Below are 26,351 nucleotides of genomic sequence, written 5' to 3'. Positions count from 1 at the left end.
CTAACATGACGCCCATGCGCCCTTCGGACCCCCCTTGAGTTCGCGACACCGCACTCCACGACGCAAAGCGACTTGGTACGCTGAGCTGATACGCAGAGCACCATTGCCCTTTTCATACAATCACGAAGAGGAAGGCCATGCGCCTGTGCCCGCTGAAAATCAAATCGAACGTTTGAAGTCCGCTGCCCAAAAATCACTCTGGACACATGTGCGGAAATCAGGCTGAATCATGCAACGCTCAAGCACCTGAGCAGAACGCATGAAGCGAAAACGGAAGCTGATAGTTGCCTTGATCGCGTGCCTGGTACTGGTGGCAGTGGTGCCTCTGGGCATCAAGGCGTGGGCGGTCTCTGTGCTGCGAGGTGAAGCGCGGCAGCGGATCAGTGTGACTTGGGAGTCCCCGAATGAACACCTCCGTGCGGCGGCGAGCCGTGTGCACCTGGAACTCCCCAGTTGGCGACCGCTGGCCATGGAGATCCTGCAGCGACCGGTGGATACGAACCGGCTGGTGCTGGCCCTGCACTGGGTGCCGCGCACGCTGCAGAGCATCCGCATCAAGCCCCAGGACACGCTGGATGCGCTGAAGCTCTACGGAGTATCCATGCGGTTCCACGATTTGGAGTACCTGGAGATGGAGGGCGCGGAGGTGGATGATACCGCCTTCGCGAAACTGGCGCGCCTACCCCGGCTGAAGGGTATCTTTCTCGACGCACTGCCGGGACAACTGCCGGATGAGATCGCATGCTCTGGCACGCTGGAGGTGCTGAGCGTGAAGAAAGCTCCCGGCGCCGCGGCCTTCACGAAGGTGTATGCCCTTCCCCACCTGCGGCGTCTGCATGTTGGGGAGACGAACATGACACTGGAGGAAGTGATGGCTTTTGATTGGAAGCATCCCTCCCTGGAGAGTCTGTCCGTCGGCTGTCGTGCCGGGGCTTCGCGGCAGGAACTCATTGCCTGGGCGGAGCTGATCAAGCGTCAAGTGCCACGCATGCAGCAGGTGCAGGTTTCCAGTGGGCAGGTGTTTGTGTCGAGGTAGCGGGCCTCATAGCATTTGAGATTTGAGATTTGAGATCTCAAATTCTGGATGCTGAAGGTGGGTGCGAGCTTCAGCGCCCAGTCGCTCCGATATGGCGTTGCCTCGTTGATCTTGCGCCGCTCGGATCGCCGCCAAAGGGGGACAAGAGTGCCCATAAGCGATGGCCTGCACGTGCATCGTCGGATCGAATCACACTGGAGCCCCTGAGGCACCATTGGCTCCGCATCTTAACGTCCCACCCCATCCACGGGACGATAGGGATGCGCTCCTGCCTAACTCTTACCCACATTGATGCATGGTTGTGAGAGCATCCAAGGTCTTCGAGGGTGGGGCTCCCATCGCCTTGCCACGATAGACGAGGATGCCACCCCAAGGAGCGGCGTGCTTTAGCCGCCGTTGAAAGGTGGCCGCGTCTGCTGCGCCGAGTGCCCGCGAACGCCCCTTTCAGCAGCCCAAACATTCTTATCACATGATGGTGCGGGTGCGGCGAAGACCATGCCTTTCACGCTCCCACGGCGGCTAAAGCACGCCGCTCCTTGGGAGAGCGTCCCTCCGCCGTGCGAGGTCACGAAATGTGGGTAAGAGTCAAGCTCCTGCGCGTCCGACTGTAGGCGGGCGGAGGTGGTGAGGAACTGCGGCATGAAACGGCCTCGCCGCGTGGCATCCCCTCCGCCTCCGCCCACTATCTACGGACGCGCAGGAGCGCATCCCTACCGCATCTTTGGAGGAAGGGCGTTTACCTTGCAGGGCGTAGTCTGCGGAACGCTTCGACGGGGCGTTATAGCTCGGCACGAGGGGCACGTGCTCGCCGAAGTTCATCGCTTCAGGCAGGTAGAACGTCAGCCACCCGAGGTGGACCGTGAGGTGCTGAGGTGGACGAAGGCCCTCGGGGCTTCCCCCCACCCCCTCCATCTGCTGGTGGGGTAGGGTGTGATGTGGGGGATGCCAAGGGTAAGGAAGAGGACTTTTTAGGTAGATGGAAATAGCGAATTGGGTGGGATTCCGCGTTTTTTCGGAGGGGTGATACGCCTGAAACTTGGCACGGCATAAACCTCTCAAATTCAGATGAGTGCATGTCGTTTTCGCAAGCCAATCCCAAGGGACAACGGGGGCCAAAAAGGTTAAAGCTGCTCTCAGCATGAACTTTTTTAAGCCCTAAGGCGGCAGTTGGCACGCCCCCTGCTTTCTGCCTTCCCGTTCTAGTTCGGCGTCATCGCGAAACGCGGGTCTCCGGCACAGGCATCACGAAGACAATACATCACACCAACCTATGATTCGAACTCACATCCTTGGAAAAACCCAGCTCGTGGCGCTCGCTGCTGCTGCGATCCTCACGGGTGGCAGCTGGCTCTCGGCGCAAGACGCGCCGGCGCCTGCCCCGGCACCCGCTCCTGCTGCTGCAGAAGCCGCCGCTCCGGCGGGTCCCTCCATTGAGGACCGCCTCGGCGACATCGAAGCGTACATGAACAACACCGCTCGTGTCACCAAGGAGGGCTCCAAGGTCGCTGGTCCTGGCCCCGGCCACAATGCGTGGCAGATGACGAGCTCGGCGTTGGTGCTCTTCATGACACTCCCTGGCCTGTTCCTGTTCTACGGCGGTCTGGTGCGCCAGAAGAACGTGCTTTCCGTCATCGCCCAGTGCATGGGTATCGCGGGCCTGGTGTCCATCCTCTGGTGGGCGATTGGCTACAGCCTCTCCTTCGGCGGTACCGGCGCCTTCATCGGTGATGGCACTTATGCCATGCTGAAAGGCGTGGAACCCGGCAACGTGGGTGCCGGCTACTACTGGATCTCGGACGTGATGTGGTGCATTTTCCAGCTCACCTTCGCGATCATCACGCCTGCCCTTATCATCGGCGCCATCGCCGAGCGCATGAAGTTCATCTCCGTGCTGCTGTTCGTGGCCATCTGGATGTTCGCGGTGTACTTCCCCTTCGCCCACATGGTGTGGAGCACGACCGGCTTCATGTGCGGTCCGCTGAATCCGAATGCCGCCATCAAGGCCATCGACTTCGCTGGTGGTACTGTGGTGCACATGACCTCCGGCTGGAGCGCCCTGGTGCTCTGCCTCATCCTCGGACCCCGCAAGGGCTACGGCAAGGAGCCGATGCCTCCGCACAGCATGGTGCTCTGCGCCATCGGCACGGGCATGCTCTGGGTCGGCTGGTACGGCTTCAACGCGGGCTCCGCGCTTGGTGCTGACGCCATCGCCTCCAACGCCTTCGGCACGACGACCTTCGCAGCGGCTACCGCTGGCTTCACCTGGGGTGTGCTTGAGTGGATTCTCCGCGGCAAGCCCTCCGTGCTCGGCTTCTGCTCCGGCATCGTGGCTGGCCTCGTGGTCATCACTCCTGCGGCTGGCTTCGTGACCCTGAGCTCCTCGGTCATCATGGGCGTGCTCGCCGGTGTGGTTCCCTTCGTGGCGTGCATCTTCCTCAAGAAGGCGCTTGGTTATGACGACTCGCTCGACACCTTCGGTGTGCACGGCGTGGGCGGCACCTTGGGCGCCATCCTGACCGGTGTGTTCGCTGATGAGAAGGCCAACAGCGTGGTCGCTGGCCTCAAGGACGGCCTCCTCGTGAACCAGCTCAAGGCGGTGGGTCTGACCATCGTGTGGGCTGTGGTTGCCACTGCCATCATCGCCTTCATCGTGAAAGCCATCGTCGGTCTGCGTGCCACTCCTGAAGTGGAAGAGTCCGGCCTGGACCTTCCGGAGCACGGCGAAGCCGGCTACGAAATGCACTAAGTTAGATTTGGGTTATTGCGGTCGGTTCCGTAATGCGAACGCCGGTGGGGTCTCCCCGCCGGCGTTTTGTTTTTGGTGGGCGACGAGCTGCGCATTCCAAAGTAGTTTCGGCTTCAGCCGAAGTGGAATTGAAAACGTCGCGTGATCCGGCCACACGTTCCTGATTCGACTGAAGTCGAAGCTACTTTCGTCAGAGCGCAGCGTAGTCATGCAGCAGGAGCCTTTAATCTTTGCCACCGCAGGAGCGGGATACTACGGCCGGGAACTGGTCGCTGAGGAAGTGCCGCGACTGCAGGAGGTGTTCGACGCAAGTCCGGAGTACTTCCTCGCGATGAATGGCCGGCTCCCCCAAGGCCACGAGGCGCAGGGCGAGTTTGATGATTATCCTCCGGCACACCTGCCGTATGCGAGGCGGTGGTTTGCGGGACTGTTTGATGAACACCACGAGATGATCGGCGTGGTCGCGGTGGTGTCAGACTTTTGCGCGACCGACGTGTGGTACGTCGCGCTGTTCATGATTGCCACTCGCCTTCAGGGAAAAGGTGTGGCCCGTGAGATTTATGAAGCGCTGGAAGAGTGGATGCGCGAGTCCGGGGCGCGCTGGATCCGACTGGGCGTGGTGCAAGGGAACGAACGGGCGGAGCGTTTCTGGACGAGGCAGGGTTTCCATGAAGTGCGTGTCCGCCATGCGACCGAGCCGGATGGTCGCACGACAACCATCCGCGTAATGGTAAAGCCGAGGAACGAGGTGCGTGAGATGGAGTTCGCGTTGGAGATCGAGGAGTATCTCACGCGTGTATCGAGGGACAGGCCGGAGTCGGAGCTGCCGTGAGGGTGCTGGGTGTAGCGGGCTGCACTGGATTCAACGCAGAGACACAGAGACGCAGAGGAACTTCGGAGACTGAGACTGAAGCTTGCTCGCTCATTGTCCCGCTCAGCGCTTCATCAACTTCACCGATTTGACGATGACTGTATCCCCTGCCCCGCCACTTGGCACGGGATCGAAGCGAAGGCGGATGATGCCGCCCTTGTAGGTGGGGGCGCTTGAGAGGTCGACTTCATAGAGATGAAACTCTCCATCTCCCTGAATGGGAAACTCGATGAAGTCCTTTGCTCCCGGCGCACGCTCACCGTGGCGCTGCCAGTAGATGACGGCCTTCTTGTGTGCAGTCTTGAAGGCACATTCAATCACCACCACCGGCGCTTCCTCAGCACGCCAGAAGGAAAAGGGACTGAGCAACTGTGGGTCACTTTGATCGAGTGAGACCTTGAGTGCGCCGGTGATGGGCCAGCCGGAATCTTGCGCATTCATATAAAGCCAGCCCTGGCGATCCTTTTCAAAGGTCCAGGCAGGGAGTGCAGGAGTGGAGGAAGCTTGGTTGGACACAGCACGCGAGCGAATCTCCGCCAAGGTACCTGCCACTAGCTCGTAGTGGAATTCATAGACGATGTTGTGATCGAGTATCTCCTGTCCCTGGCCCGCGAGATAGCCGGTGCTGGTCGCATGCGTGTCGTTGGGGCCCGGCTTCCCGGCAAAGCCACCGGTGAAGAAGGTGCGCCCAGGCGTCAGCAGACCGAGGCCGTGGTCACGATCATCGAGCAGGGCCGCCCATCCTTCCGTGCCCTGCCAGAAGGACCAAGGATGCTTGCCCTCTGGTTTGGGAATGACGCTCACTGGCGCATTGCTGAAGGGCTGTTCCCCCGTGTAGCTCGCCACGCGATGATACGGCGCATTGGCATACACGGCGGGAAGTTCCTGCAAGCGCGCAGGGTATTGCGTCGTGTCGGAACGCGCGTTGTTCAAGCGGGCGCGCACCTTCGCCACAGGTCCCTCCAGCTGCAGCCATGACTCGAAGGTGCAATCCCCCGGCACATTGTTGAGCGGCCACTGCAGCGGGAGCGTCTTCACGTAAATGGATTGGCCATCATTGCGATGCTCCAACACCTTCGAAGCGTGCTTGAAATCATCGCCCGCCTGAATGGGATTCCAGCCGATGTGTTCCCAATGCTTTGAGGGTGTGTTGTCGCCCACGGCGAACGGCACCGGACCGGAAAAGAACGAGAGCTGCACCTGCCGGCCGAGATCGAAGTTGTTGATGAGGTTGTCTTCTCCAGTTCGCGCCAGATAGACAATCGCACCGCCACGGCTCAGGTCGATGCCAACCTTCACCTCCACGTTGCTGAGATAGCTCATGTCCGCGCCTTCGGGTGCGGCTGCGCAAAGGGAAGCGCAGAGGCAGCAGAAGAGTGCCTGCAGGAGGAACGTCAGGCGGAGGAGCGTGCTGTTCACGGGAAATGGCATGTGCCGCATGAAAGGCGGGCTGTGAATTTGTTCAAGGGGTTGTGTGGCCGTAGCGCATGACCGCCATGGAGATAGAGAAGGGCAATACTCACGGATGACCTGGAAGCTGTGACGCGAAGCGTCCTTGGACTGCGCGCAGCCCTGCTGCCGCTTTCCCAAGCGTAGCCTGCTGCGCGTTTCTTTCGATGCAGCGAAGCTGCCAAATGTCTGGGTATTGCGTGTGTTGGCCCTGATGACATCCGCTCGTAGCACGACGTGCCCTGAATAGTTTGGCGACTTCGTCGCGGTGAAGCGTGCAGCAGGCTGCACTTGAGGAAAGCGGCAGCAGGGCTGCGCGCAGTCCAGGGACGCTGCGCGTCACGGTCTCTGGATCAAACGGGGTAGAACGTCAGGGTGAGCGGGCGGCCATGCAGAGGAAGGGTATTCGAAGGCCCTCGGGGCTATCCTGGATGTTCTGTTCTTCTGCTTGAGAGCAAGGGCGCGATGAGGCGATTGACGGAGCACTCCCGGAGGAGACGGAGGCGAGGGAAAAGAAACTAAAAAGAAAAATGCCAAACCGGTCACACCAGCCATGGCTGACTCGTCATCCTTGGTGAGAGTAACACTATAGAAGACGCCATGAAAAACACCGACACCGCCACCACGACCAACACCGCGACGCTGGAAGCAGAAACTCAAATACAGGTGCAAGCGCAACCACAACAACAGGAGCGCCTCGAAGCGGCAAAGGCGGGGTTGCAGGCCTTCGGCCAGCACTATGACTATGACGTGAGCTATCTGGAGGCGCTCATGGAGGCCTCGCCGGGGGCGTTCTTCGCCTTTGAAGGGGCGATGCATGCGAGCCGGTTCAAGAAAGCAGCGCCGGTGGAGTTGCTGGCGCTCGTGAAGATCACGGCGCTGCGCACGGAAGACTGCGGCCCCTGCACGGAGCTGTCGATCAAGATGGGCCGCGAAGCGGGCGTGCCAGATGCCATCATGCGTGGTGCGCTGCATGGCGGCAAGGGGTTGAGCCCGGAGCACCTGGAGATCTATGAGTTCGCCCGTGCGGTGACGACGAATGAAGAGATGGACCCGGAGATGCTGCCTCGCCTGGAGGCCCGCTGGGGCCGTGAGGTGATGGCAGAACTCGGCCTGGCCATCGTGGGCGCGCGCATCTATCCCACCATGAAGCGCGCGCTGGGCCATGCGAAGAGCTGTTCGCTGATTCCCGGACTGCTCGCGTAGAGCAAGAGTTGATGGTCTATGGTTGATAGTTGATAGCCTGAGTGAGTTGAGAACCGAAAGTCGAGTGCTGAAAGGTTGACCGGATCTTCAGCTCCGAAGTTTTCCTCTCTGTCTCTGCACCACTGTGTTAAGTCCAATGCAGGTGAACACATCCATCACCCCTCAGTCCCTCAACTCTCAACCAACGACCCTCAACTATTCTCAGGCTATCAACTATCAACCATAGACCATCAACTTCCCTCCCGTATGACCTTCTCCGATTCCCAAGTGGCTGCCTTCGAAGAGCACCGTGGTCTGCTCACCGGTGTGGCGTATCGCATGCTCGGCTCGGTAAGTGATGCGGAGGACATGGTGCAGGAGGCGTGGCTGCGCTGGACGGGCGCGGATACGGCAGAGGTGAAGTCACCCAAGAGCTGGCTGCTCACGGTGGTGAGTCGACTTTGCCTGGACCGCATGAAGTCCGCGCGCGTGCAGCGGGAGCAGTACTACGGCACGTGGCTGCCGGAGCCGTATGTGGATGCGAGCGCGGAACAGGCCAGCGTGCATGCAGAGCAGGTGGATGAGAGTGTGTCCATCGCCCTCATGCTGGTGCTGGAGAAGCTGTCACCAGAGGAGCGTGCAGGCTTCCTGCTGCATGAGGTGTTTGGCCATTCGTATGAGGATATCTCTGACATCCTCGGCAAGCCGGCGGCGAACTGTCGCAAGATGGTATCACGTGCGAGAGAACGAGTACGTTCGGAGAAGCCGCGCTTCACGACGACGCATCAGGAGCATGAGGAATTGCTGAAGAAATTCCTCGATGCCTGCCGCGCCGGTGAGCTGGAGCCGTTGCTGGATCTGCTGGGCGAAAATGCCACCCTGCACTCGGATGGTGGCGGCAAGGCCTCGGCGGTGCCGAAGGTGCTGCATGATCGCGATGTGATCGCGAAGTTCTTCGTCAATGTCGTCCGAGTTGGATTGGCGAGCGCGGAAGGATTCGAGACGCGCATCACCACCTTCAACGGTGCGCCGGGACTGCTGCTCATCGTGAAAGGACAACCAGTCACCGCCCTGTCACTTGATGTGCAGGATGGGAAGATTCAGGCAATCTTCGCGCATCGGAATCCGGACAAGCTGCGGTTGTTCGAGGAGCAGGGTAGCGGGCACGAGCACGAGGAGACCGGGGGATAGCCGCAAAAAACGCAAGGAACACAAAGGTGGGGAGCAGATGAGAGTCTCTCTACATCGATTCCAAGCGGAAGCTCAGTGTGTTCTACACAGACACGCAGAGGAACTTCGGAGACTGAGGTCCTGCCCCAGCTCCTTCGGCCTGTCTTATGTTTTGCGCCGCACAATTCTCACGCCGACAGCCGCCTTGATGATCATCAACAGGCATGGTGATCATCGACAGGGTGCCCAGGAGCGCTGCTCCAGGCGCGTCGCCGGTTTCGACGAGGTGGATTCCACCGATGGCAAGGGAGGCACCGCTTGTTCCAAGGCCAAATTCGGCGATGAACTCAATCTTCGCGCACCGGAGTCCTGACAAACTGCGGCTATTTGAGTGACGTGGTGAAGCTGAGGGAATAGCCGCAACGGTAGAGAGGCAGCGGCTGGGTTTGGCAACGCGTTGTTGCGGGGCAAACCGGAGGAGGAGTGCTGGGTGTGGTCCCGTGCACGGAATTCAACACGGTGCCGAACGGAGCGAGGCGACGGCGTCGCAGACAGAATAACGCCAGCACCATGTGGAAAACAAATCTAGCTGAAGGAGACACTCAACTACCATTAACGTGGAAAAACGTATTTTTCTCCTTGCACCATCCATTCAATGAGCATCAACATGTCGAAAAACATCAACCTCCCATCGACGAAATCACTTCTTCAGAACCATCATGGCCCAACAACCTATACCACAAGCGATTAGAACCTGGCTCGACCAACTAAACTGGGGAGACCACCATCTGCAATGGCACATCGAGCGGCGCTGGGACCGGTTCGCGGCCTCGGATGTCTTTCGACCACCGAACGCTCGTGTGATCCCGTTTGCCCTGAGCCAGGGGTGGACGCGCTATCCCGTACAGGAGGGGGCAGCGAGCAATGGGGTGGAATTCCTCGCCATGCACCGCGCCATGATTCTAGCACTACGGAAGACTTTTCCGCAGCATCGAGACATCTTCGACGGGTGGCCTCGAGTGCCGACAGAGCCCAATGATGCAAATAATCCCGTGCCGCCAAATCCCAACGACCCCGAGAGTACGCTTCCCCTGGCAATCGATCTATCCACCGGAGCAGATCGGATCCACGACAATCCCGGATCCTTTTTGAGCGATGATGAGCTTGGCATCTTCATCCAGACCACCGACAGGCCAACCCTCGCAGATCCTCTGGCTGACTCCGACGATCCGGGAGCGGGCCTGCACAACTATCTGCACGGCCGCTTCACGGATCCCGGCGACAACTCCATCAGCATGGGCAATCCCCAAGTGAACATTTTCAACACCATGTTCTGGCGCCTGCACGGATGGATTGACACCATGTGGGGAAGATACCGCGCCGCCACTGGCAAAAGTGATGCGGAGCCCGGATACATCGCGGCCCTTCGCACGGGCGCACGCCACATGGGAGTAGAGAACATCGTTTTCCCCGCACCGCATCATGCAGCCGGAGGAGCGGCTGCCAAACGGCCCGCGCGTGCTGCTCACGGCGGACACGATCATGGCGGACACGATGGTCACCACGGTACTACGCCCATTCAGGTGCCTCCGGCAGTCATGAAGTCCATCCTGGCACTCATCTACGCATGCCCACCGCGACCCAGCCGCCGGGTGCGCCAAGGCATCGGCACGGTGCTCGCGAATGTTAACTTCACGCCACCGACACCCAACATCTCGGCCATGAATGCCTGCATCGCTGACTCGGCCGAGGCCTACTCCATCGTGGACAAAGGCCCCAAGGACGAGACTAACATCTCCCAACTCCGCTCCCGGGTCACGGCCGCGCGATCCAATCTGCCCCCGGCGTATCGGGGCGCCATTGCTGAACCGTTCTCCGACTTGATCGAGGATCTCACCGTGGCAGGCTTTAACTCCATTCTCGCCAATGACCCGGGCCGGGAAGGGGCTGCAGGTGCACTGCTGGATGTCTCCCAAGCAATCATCCAGCGAGGCGAGCGCTACCGCCACATGGCGACGAGGGCGTTTCAGGAGATCATCAGTGACCTCTATGATGGATTCCTCAGCGCGGAGGACCGTGAGGATGTGAAGCCACCTGACGAAATCATCATCGCGCCTCTGGTGAAGTGGGGCCTGCCAGACTTCGGTCCATACACGTGGACCGTGGAAGCGCTCTCGGATTGGGACATCAAAACCGGCGTGGTGCATCTCCCAGCCTCGCACTCTCACACCGGGCTGATGGGCTGGGCGACACTGCCCCATGAGTTGAATGGGCACAACATTCTCGATGCAGATGATGGCCTCAAAGAAGAACTGGAAGTACGGGTGCACGCCGCCTTGTTGAAGGCAAAACTCCCTGCTCACCTGGCAAGTTACTGGTCCACCCGCATTGACGAAACGGCCTCTGACGTGCTCGGCATCCTCAACATGGGTCCTGCTCCGGCCATTGGCATGATCGCCTACTTCCGCGGCTTGCGCAGCATCTGGGAACAGACGTCCGCCGAACTCAGCAATCAGGGCGCGAAGGAGGATAGCCACCCGGCAGACCTGCTCCGAGGCTACCTCGGCGCATCCACAGTACGGCTCCTGGATTTCAGCACCAGCAAGGCCTGGGCGGACGTCATCAAGAAGGAAACAGACAAGGATCACACCGCCATCAATCTAGAGGGCATAAAAGTTTCTCAGGCCCACGCGGTGAAGTCAGCACAGATCGTCGCGGAGACCATCGCCACGGTGCCTCTGGATGCCTTGGAAGGTCACGCGCTGATCGAGGTGCAGAACTGGAGGAACAACGACGAGGCCATCACACATCAGATCCGGCAGCACATCGCCGGGATCGATGGCGCGACCCTGCCCGATGGCGCCTATGCCACTCACGTAGTAGCGGCGGCCATCAGCTTCGCCCTGGAAAAAGGGAATCCTGCGGCCGTACTGCGAAGGGCCGTTGAGATCCTGGCGGCGATGAATGTGGCGAATCCTTCTTGGGGTCCGCTGTTTGTGCGGAGTCGGGGTGACCTGGTGCGTCATCGCACCGTGTATAAATACACACCGCGTCATGGCGACCAACCGGCCATGGCAGCCGCCCCCGGTGAGAAAGGAAAACCCAAGCCCGCCAGGCCCAAGGCCAAGGCCAACCGCAAAAAGTAACCACGGGCGGACGCTGAGGGGAATTCAGGATGCCGGTCCAAATGCGACCGGCATTCCACAACTCATCATCGATGGCTTCCAAGCAACCGAGGCCAAAGACGGAGCCGGGTGTGGTGACTACCGCAGGCCTCTCTAACTTCACCCTTAACTACCTCATATCCCCCAGCGCGGGAAACTGCTCCCTCCATGCGGTCACGTCCGCGAGATCCAGCCGCGCACTCACCACGCCCTCGCCTTCGCCGGCATCGGCGATGATGTGGCCGTGTGGGCTGACGACGACGCTGCGGCCGTTGTATTTCAGATGGGGATCGCTGCCAGTGCGGTTCACGCCGATGACGTAGGCGAGGTTCTCTATCGCGCGGGCCTGCAGCAGGGTGAGCCAGTGGTGGTAGCGCTTCACCGGCCAGCTCGCGATGACGACCATGAGGTTCGCCCCCTTTTTCACCGCCGTGCGGAAGTGTTCCGGGAAACGCAGGTCGTAGCAGACCAGCGGCGCGACGGTGAAGCCAGCCCACGGAAAGGTGACGATCTCCGAGCCCGCGGCATGGCACTGCGGTTCCCCGCCAAAGGTGAAGGTCTGAATCTTGGTATAGCGTGCGAGCAGCGCGCCATCTGGTCCGAAGGTGACGGATTCATTGCGCCCCATGCCGGATTTTTCTTCATCCGGAGAAACGACGCCACCCAGGACATAGCAGCCGTACTTTCGGGCGAGGTCTGCGAGAAAAACATCGTCCTCGCGCGCGGTTCCCTGGGCGGTGACGGGCAGGTTCAGGCTGAATCCGGTACTAAACATCTCCGGCAGCACGACCAGAGAGCCCGGTTCGGGACGATTCAACTCCAGCAGGGCGAGCACTTTGGCATAGTTGGCCTTCTTGTCCTCCCAAGCGGGATCGAACTGGACTAAATGCACATGCATGGCGATGAACGAATGGCGAGCAGTGGCCCATACGGGGCTGGCCTGCAATGGATTTCACACGCGATGCGATACTCCCCTACCGCCAAATTGGTTGCACCGCGAATCAAAGTGCGCTTGGTTTGCGTAACCAGAACCAAAGAACAGGAACGTTCCTGCCCGCGAGTGCCTCCCATGAATCATTCTCTCCTCCCTCGATGGATGCCCCGCCTCGGTGGCGTAGTCTGCGCCCTGGCCCTGTCCGCAGTCTCTGCCCAAGGCGAGGCCCAAAAATATGATGCTGCTTCCTTCCCCGGTTTCGTGGTGGATGAAGTGGTGGTGCCAGTACCCAGCGAAATCTTCGCCGTGCTGGACAAGCTGGGCGAGCCGAACTGGAAACAGGAACTGCGCGGCGTGCAGTTGCCCGAGACATCGGACCGCTACGAACTCTCCCTCATCTTCGGCACCGTGGTGGCAGAAGGTTTTGTGGCCGTGCAGGCAGAGGACAAGAAGGCTGTGGAAGAAATCGGCAAGGAAGTGCTGAATCTCGCCCAGAGGCTGGGCCTCATCAAGGCGGTGCGCCCCCACGCGCAGAGCATCCTGGATGCAGTGCAAAAGAATGACTGGAAGGCCGTCCGCAAGGAATTCGACCAGACGCAGGCGACGGTGCGCTACGAAATGGAACGCACGCGCGACATTGACCACGCCCAGTGCGTGAGTCTCGGTGGCTGGCTGCGTGGTACCGCGAGCGCCACCTCCGTGGTGTCCAAGGCCTACAACGCTGACCGCGCCGAGCTGCTGAACCAGCCGATGCTGGTAGACCATTTCTCCAAGTCCATCACCGGCATGTCCTCCGAAGCGAAGAGCAACGCCACCGTGGCCACCATCTCGAAGGGCCTTGGCACCATCCGCAAGGCCATGGAATCCAATGATGGCAACATCACGGCGGATCAGGTCAGCACCATCCGCAAGACTTCCGAAGAACTTCTGGCATTGATCCTCAAGAAGTAAGTCGAAATCCGTCGCACCCGCGTCAGAAACACCCCGCCCCAATCCCTAGGATTCTTCAATGAAGTTGTCCCTCTCCAGAAGGCTCTTCCTGGCATGCGCCGCTGCCACCATGGCCATGACGCTCCCACTCGTGCATGTGCACGCCACGGTGGATGAAGCCCATGACTACGCCATGCAGGCGGCCACGCCCTTTGTGCAGGAAAACTTCACCGTGCGTGAAGACTACTGGAACGGCGAGGTGGAGAGCGGGCAGAAGCTCGCGGTGCGCCACCAGCTTTTCAAAGGAAACGAATACGCCTTCTGGCTGGGCACCGCCGCGGATGACGCGGAACTCGAGCTCGCCGTGTATGACGTGAAGGGCCAGCCTGTGCACATGGAGCTGAAGACCGCCAAGAACTACTCCTCCGTGCGCGTGAACCCACCAAAGACCGGCACCTACACGGTGGTCTTCAGTGTGAAGAGCAAGAAGTCCAAGGGCGTGACCTGGGCGCTGGCGTACGGGTACCGTTGATCGGTGCGGAGTTCCTGGTTTTTGGTTCCTGGCTTGGGAGTGCGGCACTGCCTGCGTATCCTCCAATGCGTTAAGCTGAGCTGGAACGGTAATTTACGCCGAAGGCGTTGCACATTGTCCAGCCCAAGGTCAGCCCGCGAAGCGGGCGCCACCTTGGGGTAAGTCTCAGTATCAGTCGAACCCTGAAAGGGTTCCACAGAGCAGCAGACGGCCATGATTGACTCACCCCTCCTGCTGCGCGTTTGTGGAACGCTTTCAGCGTTCAGCATCTTGGCTCCACACCCCAAGGTGGCGCTTGCTTCGCAAGCTGACCTTGGGCTGGACAATGTGCAACGCCTTCGGCGTAGAGGCAGCTGCATCAAAGCTGAATACTCGCACAGAGCAGCATCAGATTTTCGTCACACGATTTAAATAGTTTAAACATCTCCCCTCATGGAAGCGCTGAAGAAACTTTTCGTCGAATTCCTCCAGGCTCCGACGCAGGAGAACTTCCTGAAGGTGAGAAATGCCGTGCTGGCGACTGAGGAATTCGATCCATACACGGATGCCATCGATGGTGTGCCTAAGATGATGGAGGCCGGCGAGCTGGAGCAGGCGCTGGAGGTGATGAAGCATGCCCTCTTTCCCAACCTCGTGCTCAGTCCCGGCGCGCACCTGAACATCGCCTTCCTCCTGCACAAGCTGGGCCGTGAAAAGGACGCCGCCTTTGAGCATCACATCTCCCAGCTGCTGCAGGAGGCGATTGAAGAGACGGGCGATGGCACGGAAGCGCGCCCCTATCTGGTGACGCGCACCTCAGATGAGTACGACTATCTCTTCGCCCATGATCTGGAAGCCAAGGGCCAGGCGCTCGCGAAGAGTCCGGACGGGACCCGCGAGCATGACGTGCTCACGACCAAGGACGGTGGGCAGATCTGGTTTGATGTGACGGATATCCGCAAGGTGCTCGCGCGAAGGATGGAGAGCGACGGCGAGGCCTCCGAATAGGAAGGACCTGTCGCGTACGGAGGGTCAGCGGGTGACGCGGAAACTGGTGGTGGAATATGCGCACCAGGTGAAGCTGCCCGAGGTGACCGTTTTGTTTTTGGGGGCGCAGCGTGAGTCGAGCTGCAGGTGGATGGGTGGGTTCGCGTACGTGGGAATCAATGCAGCCCGCCACACCCAGCCCCCATCCGCTGACGTTGCAGCCCCCCAGGGTTACACCTTGCAAACAAAAAAACGGGCCGTCGCTTTCGCAACGGCCCGCCATCACTTCAAACACTACCGCCCCACCTTATTTCGCCGTGGAGTGCGACCGCGTGCGCGTGACTTCGGGTCCATCAGAGCCGGGCTTGGGTCCCTTGGGTCCCATCAAATCGCGCACGGACTGGCTTCGCTCGAGTTTCACCTTGGGGACTTCCTGGTCGAAGCGCTCCTCGACGCTCGGGACGCGGAGAGGTTCCTTGGGGTTGGCCTTGATGCCGAGTTTTTCGCGCACGGAGAGCACGCCCTCTTCCTTTTTGATCGCTGCCTTCACTTCCTCACGGGCTTGCTCCAGCCCTTCGAGCTTGCGCTGCATCTCGGCGAATTCCTGTTCGGAAGTCTGAACGCCAATCTTGTGGAAGTTGTTGAGCGCTCTTCCTCCCATGTCTTGACGAAGGGCCTCGATCTCCTGCTTGAGCGTCTGTGAACTTTCCTTGAGGATCTGCACCTGCGTGCGTTCATCCTGCATGGTGACACCCTGCTTGGCCTGTTCAGCAGCGAGTTTGAGAGTCGCGATTTTCTTGTCGATGCTTTCAATCTCACCCTGGATGCCATCTGTGCCGTGCTTGAAGAAGGCCTTCACATGGTCGCCGGCACTGGGGTTGTTCTGGAGCTGGGCCTTGCGGGCTTCCAGCTTGTCAATCTCGTTCAGGGCAGGACCTTCACCGCGCTCCAGGCGGACCACCTGCTGGCGAGCCTTGGTATAGCTCTCCAGATCACCGGAGACAGCTTTCTCTCCCTTGGAGTTCTTCATGAACTGCAAGCCCTCGCCGTTGGTAGCCTTCACAGAACTCCCGTCCTGGTTGAGCTTCTGGTAGAGGTCTTTGACTTCCTGAGGCAGCTCGTCGGGAATCTTCTTTCCTTCGTTGGCGGGGTCACGCAGGAAGGTATCGATGCGGGCCTGCATATCGCACAGGTTTGCCACGTCAGTCATCTGCTGCTGGCCTTCGCGCACGAAGGTATCCAGATTCTGGAAGACCTCCTTCGCCACGTCGCCGGGCTCCGTGCTGGTGACGGGCTTGCCAACGTTCTTGCTGATGCGGGCCAGGGACTTCGTGAGGTCTTCGATTTCCTTGCGCGCCTCCGGGGTGCCTTCTGCCTCGAGGTCGGCAATGAGGTCGGTGAATTGGGCCTTCGCATGGACGAGACCATCCAACGCTTCCTCACTTTTGGCCACTTCGCGCAAGGCGGTGGCCATTTCCTGCGACGGCCCAACGCCATCATAGTCGCGCCACAGCTTCGAGGGGTCACCACCCAGCTTTCCACCGCTGACCTTCTCACGATTGAAGAAGTCCAGGATGCGATTCTGCTCAAAGCGGACACCGCCACCACCGGTCATCTTTCCACCAGGAGCGGTGATGAGTTCATTGAATGCATGACCAAAGTCGATGCGACCCACGCGGGTGCCGCCCACGTCGATCATGTTGCCGGGGTTCACGTCATGGTCGCCCATGAGCGCGGAGAGGGCGATGTTCCTGCGCACATCCTGCGCGGCTTCGTCTTTCAACGCGAGCACACCAGGGCTGGTGGATTTCGTGGGATCCAGCGTGATGTAGGCATGCTTCTTGGTCTTGCCGTTTTCATCGATGATGGGGAGCTTGCCGTTCTTGTCCCTTGGATTGAGGGCCAGTTGGGGATCCAGTTTCCCCATTTCTGTACGATAAAGGTCATCAAGGTCGCCCCTGCCGTTATCGAGATAGCGGGAGGTCACCTTGGGCTCATGCGTGCGCTCATCCTGCCGGACGATCACGTCCGGGATGAGGTGACGGTTGAGATCACCCACGACCGCTTTTGAAATGTTCGTGGCGATGACCTCACCATAGTTTTCATGGTTCAGGCCATCGGACTTCCAGCGGCGTCCAGCTCCGGAGTGGGCGATGGAGCTCTTGAGCTGGAAGTTTTCGCCATCCACCTTCACACGACCGCTGCCCGTGGCGCCACCGGCGCCCACCGCTTTCTTCCCGCGGAAGTCCTCGAAGGAGCCATAGTGCGGATCGCTGGGTTGCAGGGGCTTGGGTCCCAGCTGCTCATCGAATACCACGTTGAACTGCGCCGTCAGCCAGAGGTCATCCTTGGCGTCATCCACAATCTGCTCCACGCGGGTATCGATGCTCTGCTCCAGGTCGCGGATTTCCTGCAGGACGCCCACACGCTCCTGTTCCAGCTCACGACGAGCCGAGTCGACGCCGCCCTTCGGGATGGCGCGGAGGGTGTCCATCCTTCCGGGATCCTTCAGCTTGGCAATGCCGTCCTCCAATTCCACAAGACGGGAATTGAGCTGCGCAAACTGCGGCGTGTGCATGCTGGTGAGCTGCTGCCGCTCCTGCTGGCGCAGGTTCTCCGTGAGGCGGGAGAACTCCTGGAAGTCAGGATCACGCAACGCCTTGCCTGTGGTATCGAGCTCGACCTTGAGACTGTCGGGGGTGTGGCTCTCGCCGGTGCCCAAGGCGATGTTCTTGTCACTGACATGCTTCTCCAGGGCGACGGTGCCCACGTAGGAGGTCTTCGAAGTAGAGGTGAGATGGGGTCCCGTGACGCTCTCCACCGTCACCAACACGCCTTCGTAGGAGTCCAGCTTTCTCAGCTCATCAAGAGAGGTCTTCTCCTGGTGCGCCACCGCTTCGTCATACGTCTCCTTGTTGAACTGCTTCACCACACGGCCCTCGTTGCGCAGCGTGCCGACGTGCTGCTGCATTTCCTGCAGTCGCTTCACCGAGCCTTCGATTTCTGCCTCCGTGAGCTTGCCGCGGCTTCCATCCGGCGGATAGCCGATGTTGGAAAGGGTCTCGCGGAGTTCCTCCGGGCGCAGGCTTTCGATCTTGCGCGCGGTGTCCTCATGCATGTAGCGCGGCAGATTCTTCACCGGGAAGCTGGGGCCGCCCTGCTTGTTCACCATCTCGCCGCGATCCATCTGGGGGAAGGCGAGGTCGTTGTCGATGCCGTGCACCTTCCCCGTCTCCGGGTCGATGAAGATATTCCCCGCGTGGCGGTCGATCTGGCCGGTGATGTAGTCCAGCGCCTCCAGGTCGTAGAGCCCCTTCTGCACATTGTGCGAGGAGTAGTCCACGTCCATGAAGTAGGTGTTGGTATTGGGCAGCGTGCCCATGACACCGAGGCCATCCACCTGCACGCTGATGCCGACGGGCTGGCCATGTTCATCCGTGCCGAACTTTTCCTGCGCCAGAACGTCGGTGCCAAGCAACCGGTCCACGGAAGAGCTGGCCACCGCGCGGGTGAGCAGGTGCACGTCCTGCTGACCAAGATCGAGCTCCTGGGTCTCGGGATGCGAGAGCGGACGGGAGATGAGAGGCTGGATCGTCTCGGAGGTAGTGAGCTGACCCTTCAGAGCGCTGTCCAGGTCGGTGTACCTCTTGATGGCTCGATCCCCGGCGAACTCCGGTATCTGGGTGAGGACCGAGCTCATGTCGAAGTCAGGCCAGCCGGCCTCGATCTTCTTGTTGAGATAGACCACCTGCGACTCCAGCTTCTGCCGCTGCTCGACCCCCATGTCCTCTGTGGTCAGCAGCGCGAGCTGGATCTCATCGCGGATTTCCGACAAACGGTTTTTTGCCGCCTGGGTGACCTCATCCACCTGGCCGAGGAGCCCGCGGCGGACGTCATCCATCTCACGCTTGGCGATGCCGCGGGTCTCGCCGCCGTCACCCAAGGGACGCTCGCCCCGGCTCTGAGCCTTGAAGGTGACGCTGGCCTGCCCCTGGTTGTCGCGGGATTCGAGGGAGAAATCTCCGCTGGGGACGATGTCGGTTGGTTCGTTGTCGAGTGGCATGGTGTGTGAAGAAATTAAGGCTGCTGAGAATGGTGGGGCTCGTTACTGGAGAATTCGGAGGGGGCGAGCGAAAGTTACGCCATACGGTGACGGCGGGGGATTTTTTGGGTGTGAGAGGCGTTTTAGCCCAGAACGTCCCATACCCGTTGCTCGTCGTTGCCGTCCTAAGGCGCCTTTCGATTGCGAGGGTCGCGATCCAAGGCATAGGGAAAACCGAGAATGAAATCAAATCCACCCGATTACCTTGCGCTTCTTGAGAAGGTGAAGCGGAAGAATGACGAAAACGTGAAAACCGCGGCGAAGTTGATGCAAGTGGATGAAGCCACGCTGTCCAAACAACAGTTGTTCGCCCCAGAGACGGAAGCACCGACGCTTGTGCCGACCCTGGACCCGGACTTTTCGCGGCCGATAACACCCATGCTGGCGGCTCGATTCAAGTTCGCCAGCCGATGGGAAAACGGAACGTATGGTCATGACTGGCTGAGCGTCGCTGAAATGCGAGAACTTTGGACTGCCCGGGATAAGATGGGAGCAGTCGACGTTCGCAAGGAGTATTGGGACGACTCCCCGCCTGCAACTTGCCCGTGGAATCGACTCTCGCTCTTCGCGGTCGACTACCTGGGAGGGGAAGAGATCTACCTCTTGTGGCCCGATGAGCTCGAAGAGGAGCCATCTGTGGTCGCGTATTTTCTGGACACCCCACATGAGTTCCCTGACCTGTCGAAGATGTGGGAGTTCTATGTTGCGGAGCAGGTCTGAGAGAAATGCATCCGCCATCGACCTGCTTGTAGGGTCCGTGATAAGTTAGTCGGTGGAGGGGTGGTACAATCGCCACAGCAGGCTGTGGACTCGCGAAAGCGGCAGCAGGCTGCACGCAGTCCAAGGAGGCTTCGCCTCTGAAATACAAAACGAAGTCACCGTGTACCCTCGTGTGGTGGAACGTCAGACCCAAGGGACAAAGCGCAAGTGGCTGAGGTGGACGAAGGCCCTCTGGGCTTCCCCAGACCCTTCGTACTGCGTCACTCAAACATCCTCCACTTGATTTTCATCACTGTCCCTGTAGAATCCGGCCATCATGAAGTCCTGAGACAGCAGTTGGGTGCCAGAGAGCACCTGCAATTTTTTGAGCGGATACGGCTTATTGCGCCGTTGTGGCTGTCTTCAGTTTTTGGCAAACTGGACGTGTCTGGCTGATGGTGTGCGGGTTTCCCCCTCCGCCGTCTACTGCCGGACCTTCCGTTTCCCGCGATTCAGATACAGACTTTCTGCTCTTCTCTTCTTTTCATACCCCTCCCCTTTCTCCCCCTTCAGTTCCATGCCCTCAGTTACCCTCAATTACGAGACCCCTCAGTTTCTCCACTCCCTCCTCGGTGATGACATCACCCAGCTGCGCGCGCTGCAAGACGCCTTCGGCATCCGCGCGACTTCGCGGGATGGCTGGGTAAAGCTGGAGGGCGACCAGAAAGACATCGAGTCCGCGAAGGATGTTTTCGTGGAGTTGGAAAAGGTGCGCCGCGGCGGTGGCGACATCACGCCGAACACCTTCCGCCTCATCGTGGACAATGCCCGCCAGCCCTGGAGTGACGCGCCCGCGGAAAACCTCATGGAGCTGAAGCTCCTGGGGTCCGGTCGCAAGCCGCCGGTCATCGCCAAGACGCGTGGTCAGATCGAGTACATCCGCGCGATGCGGGAGAACGAGGTCGTCTTCGGCATCGGTCCCGCCGGCACGGGCAAGACCTTTCTCGCCATGGCGCAGGCGCTGCATGCGCTGAAGGAGAAATCCGTTCAGCGCATCGTCCTCACGCGTCCTGCGGTGGAGGCCGGTGAGGCTCTGGGTTTCCTGCCCGGTGACCTCAATGAAAAAGTCGCACCGTATCTGCGACCTCTCTATGACGCGCTGTATGAAATGCTGGAAGCCGACGAGGCAGAGAAGCTGCTGGAGCGTGGCATCGTGGAAATCGCTCCGCTCGCATATATGCGCGGCCGCACGCTGAAGGGGTCCTTCGTGATCCTGGATGAAGCGCAGAACACGACCACCGAGCAGATGCTCATGTTCCTCACGCGTCTGGGTGAAGGCTCACGTTGCGCCGTGACGGGTGACCCCTCGCAGGTCGACTTGCGTCGTGGTGTGCGCTCCGGTTTGGGCGAGGCGATTCAAGTGCTGCCCGATGTGAAGGGCATTCGCTTCGTGCGCTTCGAGCCGACCGATGTGGTGAGGTTGCCGGTGGTGCAGCGGATCATCGAGGCGTATCGTGTGCACCGGGGGGCTGGGGAGTAAGCGACCAGTGCGACGGTGAGCGGTTGGACGGTTGGACGGTTGGACGGTCGCCGCTTGTCACGCAGTAATATATATCATGAGCGCGAGCCCATACAATGATGCCCCGGCACTGACGGACTACGTCATCGGGAACTACAAGCACCTGATGACCGGGAAAGAAAAGAAGTCCTGGTACAATCTTTTACATCCCACAGATCGACTGAAACTGGCACTGCATCTGGAACTTGTCCGCAATCGCATCCTCGCGGAACACGCAGATGAAATCGCGCTGAACCGCTGCGAGAAATGTGGCGGTCTCTGCCGCACACCAGAGGCATGCTTGTGCCCCGTGTGCAATCACACGTGGTATGAGCGCAGGAAGATGTGAGGTATTCCAATCCACTCCTGCACATGGCAGCGGGCGCCGAAGGCCTTGGACTGCGTGCAGCCTGCTGCCGCTTTCCTCATCGCAGCCTGCTGCGAGTTCCATCGCGGCGAAGCCGCCTACTGTTTAGCCGCAGTGTGACATCACCAGCGAGACTCAACATCGCCACAGCAGGCTGTGGACTCTTCAAAGCGGCAGCAGGCTGCCGCAGTCCAAGGACGCTGCGCGTCGGATGAAACCACCACCCATCACCGCACCACCATCCGCAACGTCGGGGGCCTCAGCGTGGGATGCCGGTTCCCGGCGAAGCCGTGCACGACACTGCCGCTCTTGGTCTCCGTGGTCTCACGCACGATCACCAGAGTAGCCAGGCGGTTGGCATCGCCTTGCAGGAACTCGGCGAGCTCGGGAGTCTTGACGCTGAAGGAACCTTCGAGCACGCCCTGGGGCATGGTGAAGGTGCCGAGCTTCACGGCTTTATCAGGAAGCACGTTGCCACCGACCACGTCGTTGGCTGGGGCGTTGTCCCAGTTGAGGTTGTTCTCATCCCAGTAGTCGAGACTGTTATCCGTGACGCCGTACACGGTGAAGACGGCATCCGGCAGGTGTGAGGCGAATCCCCAGCCGGTGGGCTCGAAGCTGAGCGTGAGGGCAGCTTCCGCGATATCCCGGCCCTGCACGGCGGCGAGGTCAAAGGCGAGCCAGGCTTTGCGACGGCAGGCGGCCTTGAGCGGCGTGTGCTTGAGCAGCAGCAGCGTATCGGAGAAATGCTCCTTCGTCTCGGGGCTGAAGGCGTAGGCGGCCTTGCCACGACCATCCGCGCTGGTGATGGTGACGGTGTTTCCGCTCAGCGGCTGCACGTTGCGGCGCGAGCGCGGCAGTTCGGTTTCCGGGGCGTCATCGACTGTGGAGAGGCCGGAGAGCTGTTCCTCGCTGACACTGGCGCCCTGCTTCGTGAGAAGCTTCAGGCGCTGGCCGCTGGTCTGGTGCTGCAGTTCCACTTCACCCTCGAAGACTTCCACCGTGGCTGCGCCATCCGGCGCGGCGCTGATGCCGAAGTCGGTGCCGTGGTCCACGAGCTTCGCATTCGCGGTCTGCACCATGAAGCCCACCGCAGGCGGCGGCACATGCGCCGTGAGAGCGCCACGGTGCAGGTAGCACTTGTCCGCATTGATGACTTCCAGATCCGCCGGCCCTTCCAGCGTGACGCGTGCGCCCTTCTTGAACTCAACCGTCGCGAGACCCGCAGCGAGACGCAAGCGGCCCTGCGAGAGCTCGGCGCCCACTTCGGTAGGCAGCGTACCGCTGTCCCAGCGCACGCCTTTGACATCCACCAGCTTCGCCACATACACGCGGCGCTCGCCGGAGTTATTCCCCTGCCAGTGCCCAATCCCCCACCCTGCCAGCAGGATGGCGATGCTCGCGGCCAGTGCCAGTGCGGCGGTGGTCCAGCGGCGCTTCTTCGACGCCACTGTCATGGACTTCGGCAACCCGGTGAGAGCGGACGCCATGTCCACCACTTCGGAAAGCGGCACATCCTTGAGGCGCGCTTCCTTCAGAACGGCATGAATCTGCACGTGCTCAAGGTACGCGCGGCGCGCTTCAGCATTGCCAATGACGAGCGACTCCAGGCGCTCACGATCGGCCACGGTGAAGTCACCATCAAAGAGGCGGTCGCAGAGTTCGAGCACTTCGGCCCGAGGGTCATCAGGCGGCGGGGTAGTCATGGTCAGGGAGACGGTTCAGGGATTTGGTAACGCACTCGTGCAGCACATGGCGCACGCGGCTGAGCTGGCGGTAGAGCGCGGCGACGGTGCGCTTCAGCTTGTCCGCCATGGCTTCGAGGGAGAGTCCCTCGGAGTAGCGGAGGTGGAGGACTTCGCGATGGTCCTCGGGAAGCTTCGTAATGCACACCTGCAGCGCCTTCTCACGCTGCTCGAAGTGGTCGGCGGAGGTTTCCTGCTCACCGGCCACAGCGTTGATGAATTCATCACTGAAGTCTAGCCGGTCGCGCTTGCGGCGTTTGCGGTAGGAAAGCACCTGGTGGAAGGCAACTTTGCGTGACCACGCGGCGAAGTTCGTCCCGGCCTGGAATTGCCCAAACGCGCGCCACATGCGCACCTTCGCCTCCTGCAGGATGTCGTCCGAGTCCTGCGCATGCGGTACAAGCGCAAAGACATACGCGCGCAGCATCCGCTCGTGGCGGGCGAGCAGGAATACGAATTCTTCAGCAGGGTCGGGAGTGCTCATGGGAAGCAGGGACGGAGGCGTGGATCATAAAAAGTAGTCCATGCCGTGGGAAAATGGACAGGGAAAAGCGGATGTCTGGGCAGGCGGACGGCTGTCGCCACCCTAAATGATGACTCACATCATTTGCACTCTGCAATGCAAACCGTAACTCGCGGGCCAGGACACCGATCTCTCCCATAGACCCGCATCACCCGAAGAACACCGGGTGATAGAACAACCCAAAAAATCCCTTCCGCAATCACGCGCCATGTCTGACCCGGTAAATTCCCCCTCCCCCGATGAACAAATGCATGCCGCAGCTCTGGCGCGGCACATGGCTGAGCTCGAAACGCTGCAGAAAAGGCACGCCCAGATGACCGTCGCCTACAACAAGCTGGGTGATGAGGGTACTGATCTGGAACTTGCGTATCTCGCGATGGACCTCACCCCGGATCCGCAAAAACAGAATGCGGAAAAGCTCGACCAGATGGCCAAGCAACTCCACGAAATGCAGGGCAGGCTGGACCGCATGTACGATGAAATGGAGGCGTGCCTGTCCGAGATCGAGCAGACCAAGAAGACCCTCAGCGACCTGCAGTTGAAGCCGGACAAATCATTCCGCCTGGAGAAAGAGGAAGACCTCGGGATTGACTTCGAAGCCATCGATAAGCTTGCGGAAGACTCGGACTATCAGATGCGCACTGCGGCCAAGAACCTCCGCAATCGATGGGACGGCTATAATACCCCGGACGAATACTTCGACGGTCACGTAAAAGGACAGAAGGACATCTTGAAGAGCTGGGAGCAGCAAAAGCTCAAGAACGAAACTCTCGGACAGACACTTCGAGACCGTCGTGACAAACTGGGCTCGAATCCTCTCAAGAAAGTGTGGAACTGGAAGGAGATCTCCGAACTCAACAGCACCATCAAAGACATCCCCGGCTGGCAGAAGCACCTCGATGTCGCGATGCAGGACACGCAGAAGGATCTCCAAAAGGTGGAGCGAGAGCGTGAGCGCTACCACAAGAATGTCGCCCAACTGAAGGAGCAGAAGGCTGAGGAATCACTGGCGAAGGCACAGAAGTCCGAGGTGGCCCTCAAGAGCGAAGACGACCTGGGCATCGATTTCCAAGCACTCTCCAAACTCGGAAAAGAATCCGAGGGCCAGCTTGGCCAGATGAATGTCGAGAGCCAGCGCAATCACCTGACGGGTGAACTGGAACGCCTGAAGAAGGGCCAGAGCACGATGGAAAATGCCTTCAACGACACAGACAAGAGATGGGCAGAGCTGGAGAACCAGCGCAAGCAACTGAGCAGCAATCCCATCAGCAGGTATCGGAACAAGGAGCAGCTGAAGGAGATTGGAGAAGAACTCGATATCGTGGTGCCGCAGTGGTACGCGCTCCAGGGCGGCAAGATCAAGTACCAGGCCGAGATCACCAAGACGGAGCAGGCCCTCGCCGCGTGCGAGAAGCAGATCGAACAGGGGCAACTACAGCAGCAGTCCCAGCAACCCAGCGTGCGCCAGACCACCCACATTCATGAAGGGCAGCAAGGCACCTCCGAGAACCTCCATCAGGGTGTGTCGGAAAAGACCGTCCCCAAAGTCGGCGGCAATGTGGGCACCTCCATCCATGTGAACCACAATGGGCACGGCGACCCGAGTGAAGGTCAGGGTCCCAAGCTCTCGCCGACGAACCCCTACGCCCAGCATGTGAATGGGCCCAAGCGCTGACCCAGCACTGTCCCTGCCGGCGGACACCCATGTCTTCAGCACACCCCTCTCATCTGCAAAACTCCCGTGAAATGAATCGAACCAGGCCTCCGTCCCATGTCCCACTCCCACATCAACACCCACACAGACCCGTCGGCGCCACGGACGCAGGCACAACTTGAGTCAGCCGTGGCCCACCATGCCAGCACCGTGGATCACGTACAGCAGGACATCGACCTGTGCGTGAATCTGCAAAGCAGGCTGCAGACGGAACGTGCCGCATTGAACTCCGGCGTGGTGGCTCACCTGATGCATTGGAGGACGACTTCAGAAATCGACCTGCACCTGAAGGAAATCACCGCCAAGAAGGCGGACCGGGAGTCGATGCTCATTGAGGCGAAGGCCAGTCTGGACAAGGCCACGCAGGAACTGGAAGATCACCAGAGGAGATTCGGTGGGGATGAGCGGGCTTAGGTGAGTTAGAGGCCAGGGGCGACACAGAGATGCCTCGCCACGGGAACTGCGCTGACGAATACAAATCTCCGCCGCACGTCTCGTGACACGGCTGTCTTGAGACACTTCGAAGATACCAAAACAGTATCCATTCACACAATTTCCGGTCCCACAGAGTCAGCAATCTCACGAGACCATTCGGGAAGACTCATTCCCCCGGAATTTGTGGAATCACCGGATGGGGAGAGACTACCCTCAAAAACCACC

Annotated in this window: 19 protein-coding genes; 14 read left to right on the top strand and 5 right to left on the bottom strand. The window is 60.0% G+C overall.

Features of this window, described 5'->3' with window-relative positions:
* Nucleotides 1–259: 259 nt before the first annotated feature.
* The 3 genes from G5S37_RS11695 to G5S37_RS11685 all read left to right on the top strand — a co-directional run bounded on the left by G5S37_RS11695 (nt 260) and on the right by G5S37_RS11685 (nt 4,614).
* Entirely contained in the window at nt 260–1,036 is a 777-nt protein-coding gene (locus tag G5S37_RS11695; protein WP_165203952.1) for a hypothetical protein, read from the top strand.
* A gap of 1,270 nt (nt 1,037–2,306) precedes the next feature.
* A complete protein-coding gene (locus tag G5S37_RS11690; protein WP_165203949.1) occupies nt 2,307–3,782 on the top strand; it encodes an ammonium transporter in 1,476 nt (491 codons plus the stop codon).
* 208 nt (nt 3,783–3,990) lie between these two features.
* Nucleotides 3,991–4,614, top strand: a complete 624-nt coding sequence (locus G5S37_RS11685; RefSeq protein ID WP_165203946.1) for a GNAT family N-acetyltransferase — start codon at nt 3,991–3,993, stop codon at nt 4,612–4,614.
* Between the two features lie 102 nt (nt 4,615–4,716).
* Here the strand turns inward: G5S37_RS11685 and G5S37_RS11680 are convergent, their stop codons facing one another.
* On the bottom strand, nt 4,717–6,084 hold the full coding sequence (locus G5S37_RS11680) for a hypothetical protein (protein WP_206026408.1): 1,368 nt from the start codon (nt 6,082–6,084) through the stop codon (nt 4,717–4,719).
* Nucleotides 6,085–6,702: 618 nt separating this feature from the next.
* Here G5S37_RS11680 and G5S37_RS11675 point away from each other — a divergent pair.
* From G5S37_RS11675 to G5S37_RS32295, 3 genes are all read left to right on the top strand, one after another.
* Nucleotides 6,703–7,308 (top strand): hypothetical protein, encoded by a 606-nt coding sequence (locus G5S37_RS11675; protein ID WP_165203943.1) that lies wholly within the window; start codon nt 6,703–6,705, stop codon nt 7,306–7,308.
* A 246-nt stretch (nt 7,309–7,554) separates the two neighbouring features.
* Nucleotides 7,555–8,478, top strand: a complete 924-nt coding sequence (sigJ, locus tag G5S37_RS11670) for an RNA polymerase sigma factor SigJ (RefSeq protein WP_165203940.1) — start codon at nt 7,555–7,557, stop codon at nt 8,476–8,478.
* A 698-nt stretch (nt 8,479–9,176) separates the two neighbouring features.
* A complete protein-coding gene (locus tag G5S37_RS32295) occupies nt 9,177–11,603 on the top strand; it encodes a hypothetical protein (RefSeq protein WP_206026407.1) in 2,427 nt (808 codons plus the stop codon).
* Nucleotides 11,604–11,751: 148 nt separating this feature from the next.
* Here G5S37_RS32295 and G5S37_RS11655 read toward each other — a convergent pair whose 3' ends face one another.
* The gene (locus G5S37_RS11655; protein WP_165203934.1) at nt 11,752–12,519 is read right to left on the bottom strand and encodes a carbon-nitrogen family hydrolase; all 768 of its coding nucleotides are present in this window, start codon (nt 12,517–12,519) and stop codon (nt 11,752–11,754) included.
* A 198-nt stretch (nt 12,520–12,717) separates the two neighbouring features.
* Between G5S37_RS11655 and G5S37_RS11650 the strand changes: the two genes are divergently transcribed.
* The 3 genes from G5S37_RS11650 to G5S37_RS11640 all read left to right on the top strand — a co-directional run bounded on the left by G5S37_RS11650 (nt 12,718) and on the right by G5S37_RS11640 (nt 15,004).
* Complete coding sequence (locus G5S37_RS11650) at nt 12,718–13,506, top strand: hypothetical protein (protein WP_165203931.1); 789 nt, start codon at nt 12,718–12,720, stop codon at nt 13,504–13,506.
* Nucleotides 13,507–13,564: 58 nt separating this feature from the next.
* Nucleotides 13,565–14,017, top strand: a complete 453-nt coding sequence (locus G5S37_RS11645) for a hypothetical protein (protein WP_165203928.1) — start codon at nt 13,565–13,567, stop codon at nt 14,015–14,017.
* 432 nt (nt 14,018–14,449) lie between these two features.
* A complete protein-coding gene (locus G5S37_RS11640; RefSeq protein ID WP_165203925.1) occupies nt 14,450–15,004 on the top strand; it encodes a DUF4919 domain-containing protein in 555 nt (184 codons plus the stop codon).
* A 286-nt stretch (nt 15,005–15,290) separates the two neighbouring features.
* Here G5S37_RS11640 and G5S37_RS11635 read toward each other — a convergent pair whose 3' ends face one another.
* On the bottom strand, nt 15,291–19,046 hold the full coding sequence (locus G5S37_RS11635) for a hypothetical protein (protein ID WP_165203922.1): 3,756 nt from the start codon (nt 19,044–19,046) through the stop codon (nt 15,291–15,293).
* Nucleotides 19,047–19,265: 219 nt separating this feature from the next.
* Here G5S37_RS11635 and G5S37_RS11630 point away from each other — a divergent pair, with 219 nt between their 5' ends.
* From G5S37_RS11630 to G5S37_RS11620, 3 genes are all read left to right on the top strand, one after another.
* Nucleotides 19,266–19,805 carry a hypothetical protein gene (locus tag G5S37_RS11630; protein WP_165203919.1) on the top strand — a complete coding sequence of 180 codons (540 nt, stop codon included), beginning with the start codon at nt 19,266–19,268 and terminating at the stop codon, nt 19,803–19,805.
* Between the two features lie 556 nt (nt 19,806–20,361).
* Nucleotides 20,362–21,324 carry a PhoH family protein gene (locus G5S37_RS11625; RefSeq protein WP_165203916.1) on the top strand — a complete coding sequence of 321 codons (963 nt, stop codon included), beginning with the start codon at nt 20,362–20,364 and terminating at the stop codon, nt 21,322–21,324.
* A gap of 76 nt (nt 21,325–21,400) precedes the next feature.
* Nucleotides 21,401–21,691, top strand: coding sequence for a hypothetical protein (locus G5S37_RS11620; protein WP_165203914.1), 291 nt, complete (start codon nt 21,401–21,403; stop codon nt 21,689–21,691).
* Nucleotides 21,692–21,936: 245 nt separating this feature from the next.
* On the opposite strand, the gene G5S37_RS11615 is transcribed toward G5S37_RS11620, so the two are convergent.
* Both G5S37_RS11615 and G5S37_RS11610 read right to left on the bottom strand, forming a co-directional pair.
* Nucleotides 21,937–23,415: a FecR domain-containing protein gene (locus tag G5S37_RS11615; protein WP_165203911.1), complete on the bottom strand. Its 1,479-nt coding sequence runs from the start codon at nt 23,413–23,415 to the stop codon at nt 21,937–21,939.
* Nucleotides 23,396–23,938, bottom strand: coding sequence for a sigma-70 family RNA polymerase sigma factor (locus tag G5S37_RS11610; protein WP_165203908.1), 543 nt, complete (start codon nt 23,936–23,938; stop codon nt 23,396–23,398). The genes G5S37_RS11615 and G5S37_RS11610 overlap by 20 nt, the downstream gene beginning before the upstream one ends.
* Before the next feature lie 247 nt (nt 23,939–24,185).
* Between G5S37_RS11610 and G5S37_RS11605 the strand changes: the two genes are divergently transcribed.
* Complete coding sequence (locus tag G5S37_RS11605) at nt 24,186–25,652, top strand: hypothetical protein (protein WP_165203905.1); 1,467 nt, start codon at nt 24,186–24,188, stop codon at nt 25,650–25,652.
* Between the two features lie 96 nt (nt 25,653–25,748).
* Nucleotides 25,749–26,105, top strand: a complete 357-nt coding sequence (locus G5S37_RS11600) for a hypothetical protein (RefSeq protein WP_165203902.1) — start codon at nt 25,749–25,751, stop codon at nt 26,103–26,105.
* Nucleotides 26,106–26,351 lie beyond the last annotated feature (246 nt).

It is taken from the genome of Roseimicrobium sp. ORNL1 (assembly GCF_011044495.1).
Classification (GTDB): Bacteria; Verrucomicrobiota; Verrucomicrobiia; order Verrucomicrobiales; family Verrucomicrobiaceae; genus Roseimicrobium.
This window is presented reverse-complemented; position numbering and strand designations above follow the sequence as displayed.

Excerpts from the sequence above, each read along its gene's own strand:
- G5S37_RS11640 (WP_165203925.1), top strand. The coding sequence starts at position 14,450 with ATGGAAGCGCTGAAGAAACTTTTCGTCGAATTCCTCCAGGCTCCGACG.
- G5S37_RS11695 (WP_165203952.1), top strand. The coding sequence starts at position 260 with ATGAAGCGAAAACGGAAGCTGATAGTTGCCTTGATCGCGTGCCTGGTA.
- G5S37_RS11600 (WP_165203902.1), top strand. The coding sequence starts at position 25,749 with ATGTCCCACTCCCACATCAACACCCACACAGACCCGTCGGCGCCACGG.
- G5S37_RS11675 (WP_165203943.1), top strand. The coding sequence starts at position 6,703 with ATGAAAAACACCGACACCGCCACCACGACCAACACCGCGACGCTGGAA.
- G5S37_RS11615 (WP_165203911.1), bottom strand. The coding sequence starts at position 23,415 with ATGACTACCCCGCCGCCTGATGACCCTCGGGCCGAAGTGCTCGAACTC.
- G5S37_RS11685 (WP_165203946.1), top strand. The coding sequence starts at position 3,991 with ATGCAGCAGGAGCCTTTAATCTTTGCCACCGCAGGAGCGGGATACTAC.
- G5S37_RS11610 (WP_165203908.1), bottom strand. The coding sequence starts at position 23,938 with ATGAGCACTCCCGACCCTGCTGAAGAATTCGTATTCCTGCTCGCCCGC.
- G5S37_RS11625 (WP_165203916.1), top strand. The coding sequence starts at position 20,362 with ATGCCCTCAGTTACCCTCAATTACGAGACCCCTCAGTTTCTCCACTCC.
- G5S37_RS11645 (WP_165203928.1), top strand. The coding sequence starts at position 13,565 with ATGAAGTTGTCCCTCTCCAGAAGGCTCTTCCTGGCATGCGCCGCTGCC.
- G5S37_RS32295 (WP_206026407.1), top strand. The coding sequence starts at position 9,177 with ATGGCCCAACAACCTATACCACAAGCGATTAGAACCTGGCTCGACCAA.
- G5S37_RS11655 (WP_165203934.1), bottom strand. The coding sequence starts at position 12,519 with ATGCATGTGCATTTAGTCCAGTTCGATCCCGCTTGGGAGGACAAGAAG.
- G5S37_RS11690 (WP_165203949.1), top strand. The coding sequence starts at position 2,307 with ATGATTCGAACTCACATCCTTGGAAAAACCCAGCTCGTGGCGCTCGCT.
- sigJ (WP_165203940.1), top strand. The coding sequence starts at position 7,555 with ATGACCTTCTCCGATTCCCAAGTGGCTGCCTTCGAAGAGCACCGTGGT.
- G5S37_RS11680 (WP_206026408.1), bottom strand. The coding sequence starts at position 6,084 with ATGCCATTTCCCGTGAACAGCACGCTCCTCCGCCTGACGTTCCTCCTG.
- G5S37_RS11620 (WP_165203914.1), top strand. The coding sequence starts at position 21,401 with ATGAGCGCGAGCCCATACAATGATGCCCCGGCACTGACGGACTACGTC.
- G5S37_RS11635 (WP_165203922.1), bottom strand. The coding sequence starts at position 19,046 with ATGCCACTCGACAACGAACCAACCGACATCGTCCCCAGCGGAGATTTC.
- G5S37_RS11650 (WP_165203931.1), top strand. The coding sequence starts at position 12,718 with ATGCCCCGCCTCGGTGGCGTAGTCTGCGCCCTGGCCCTGTCCGCAGTC.
- G5S37_RS11630 (WP_165203919.1), top strand. The coding sequence starts at position 19,266 with ATGAAATCAAATCCACCCGATTACCTTGCGCTTCTTGAGAAGGTGAAG.
- G5S37_RS11605 (WP_165203905.1), top strand. The coding sequence starts at position 24,186 with ATGTCTGACCCGGTAAATTCCCCCTCCCCCGATGAACAAATGCATGCC.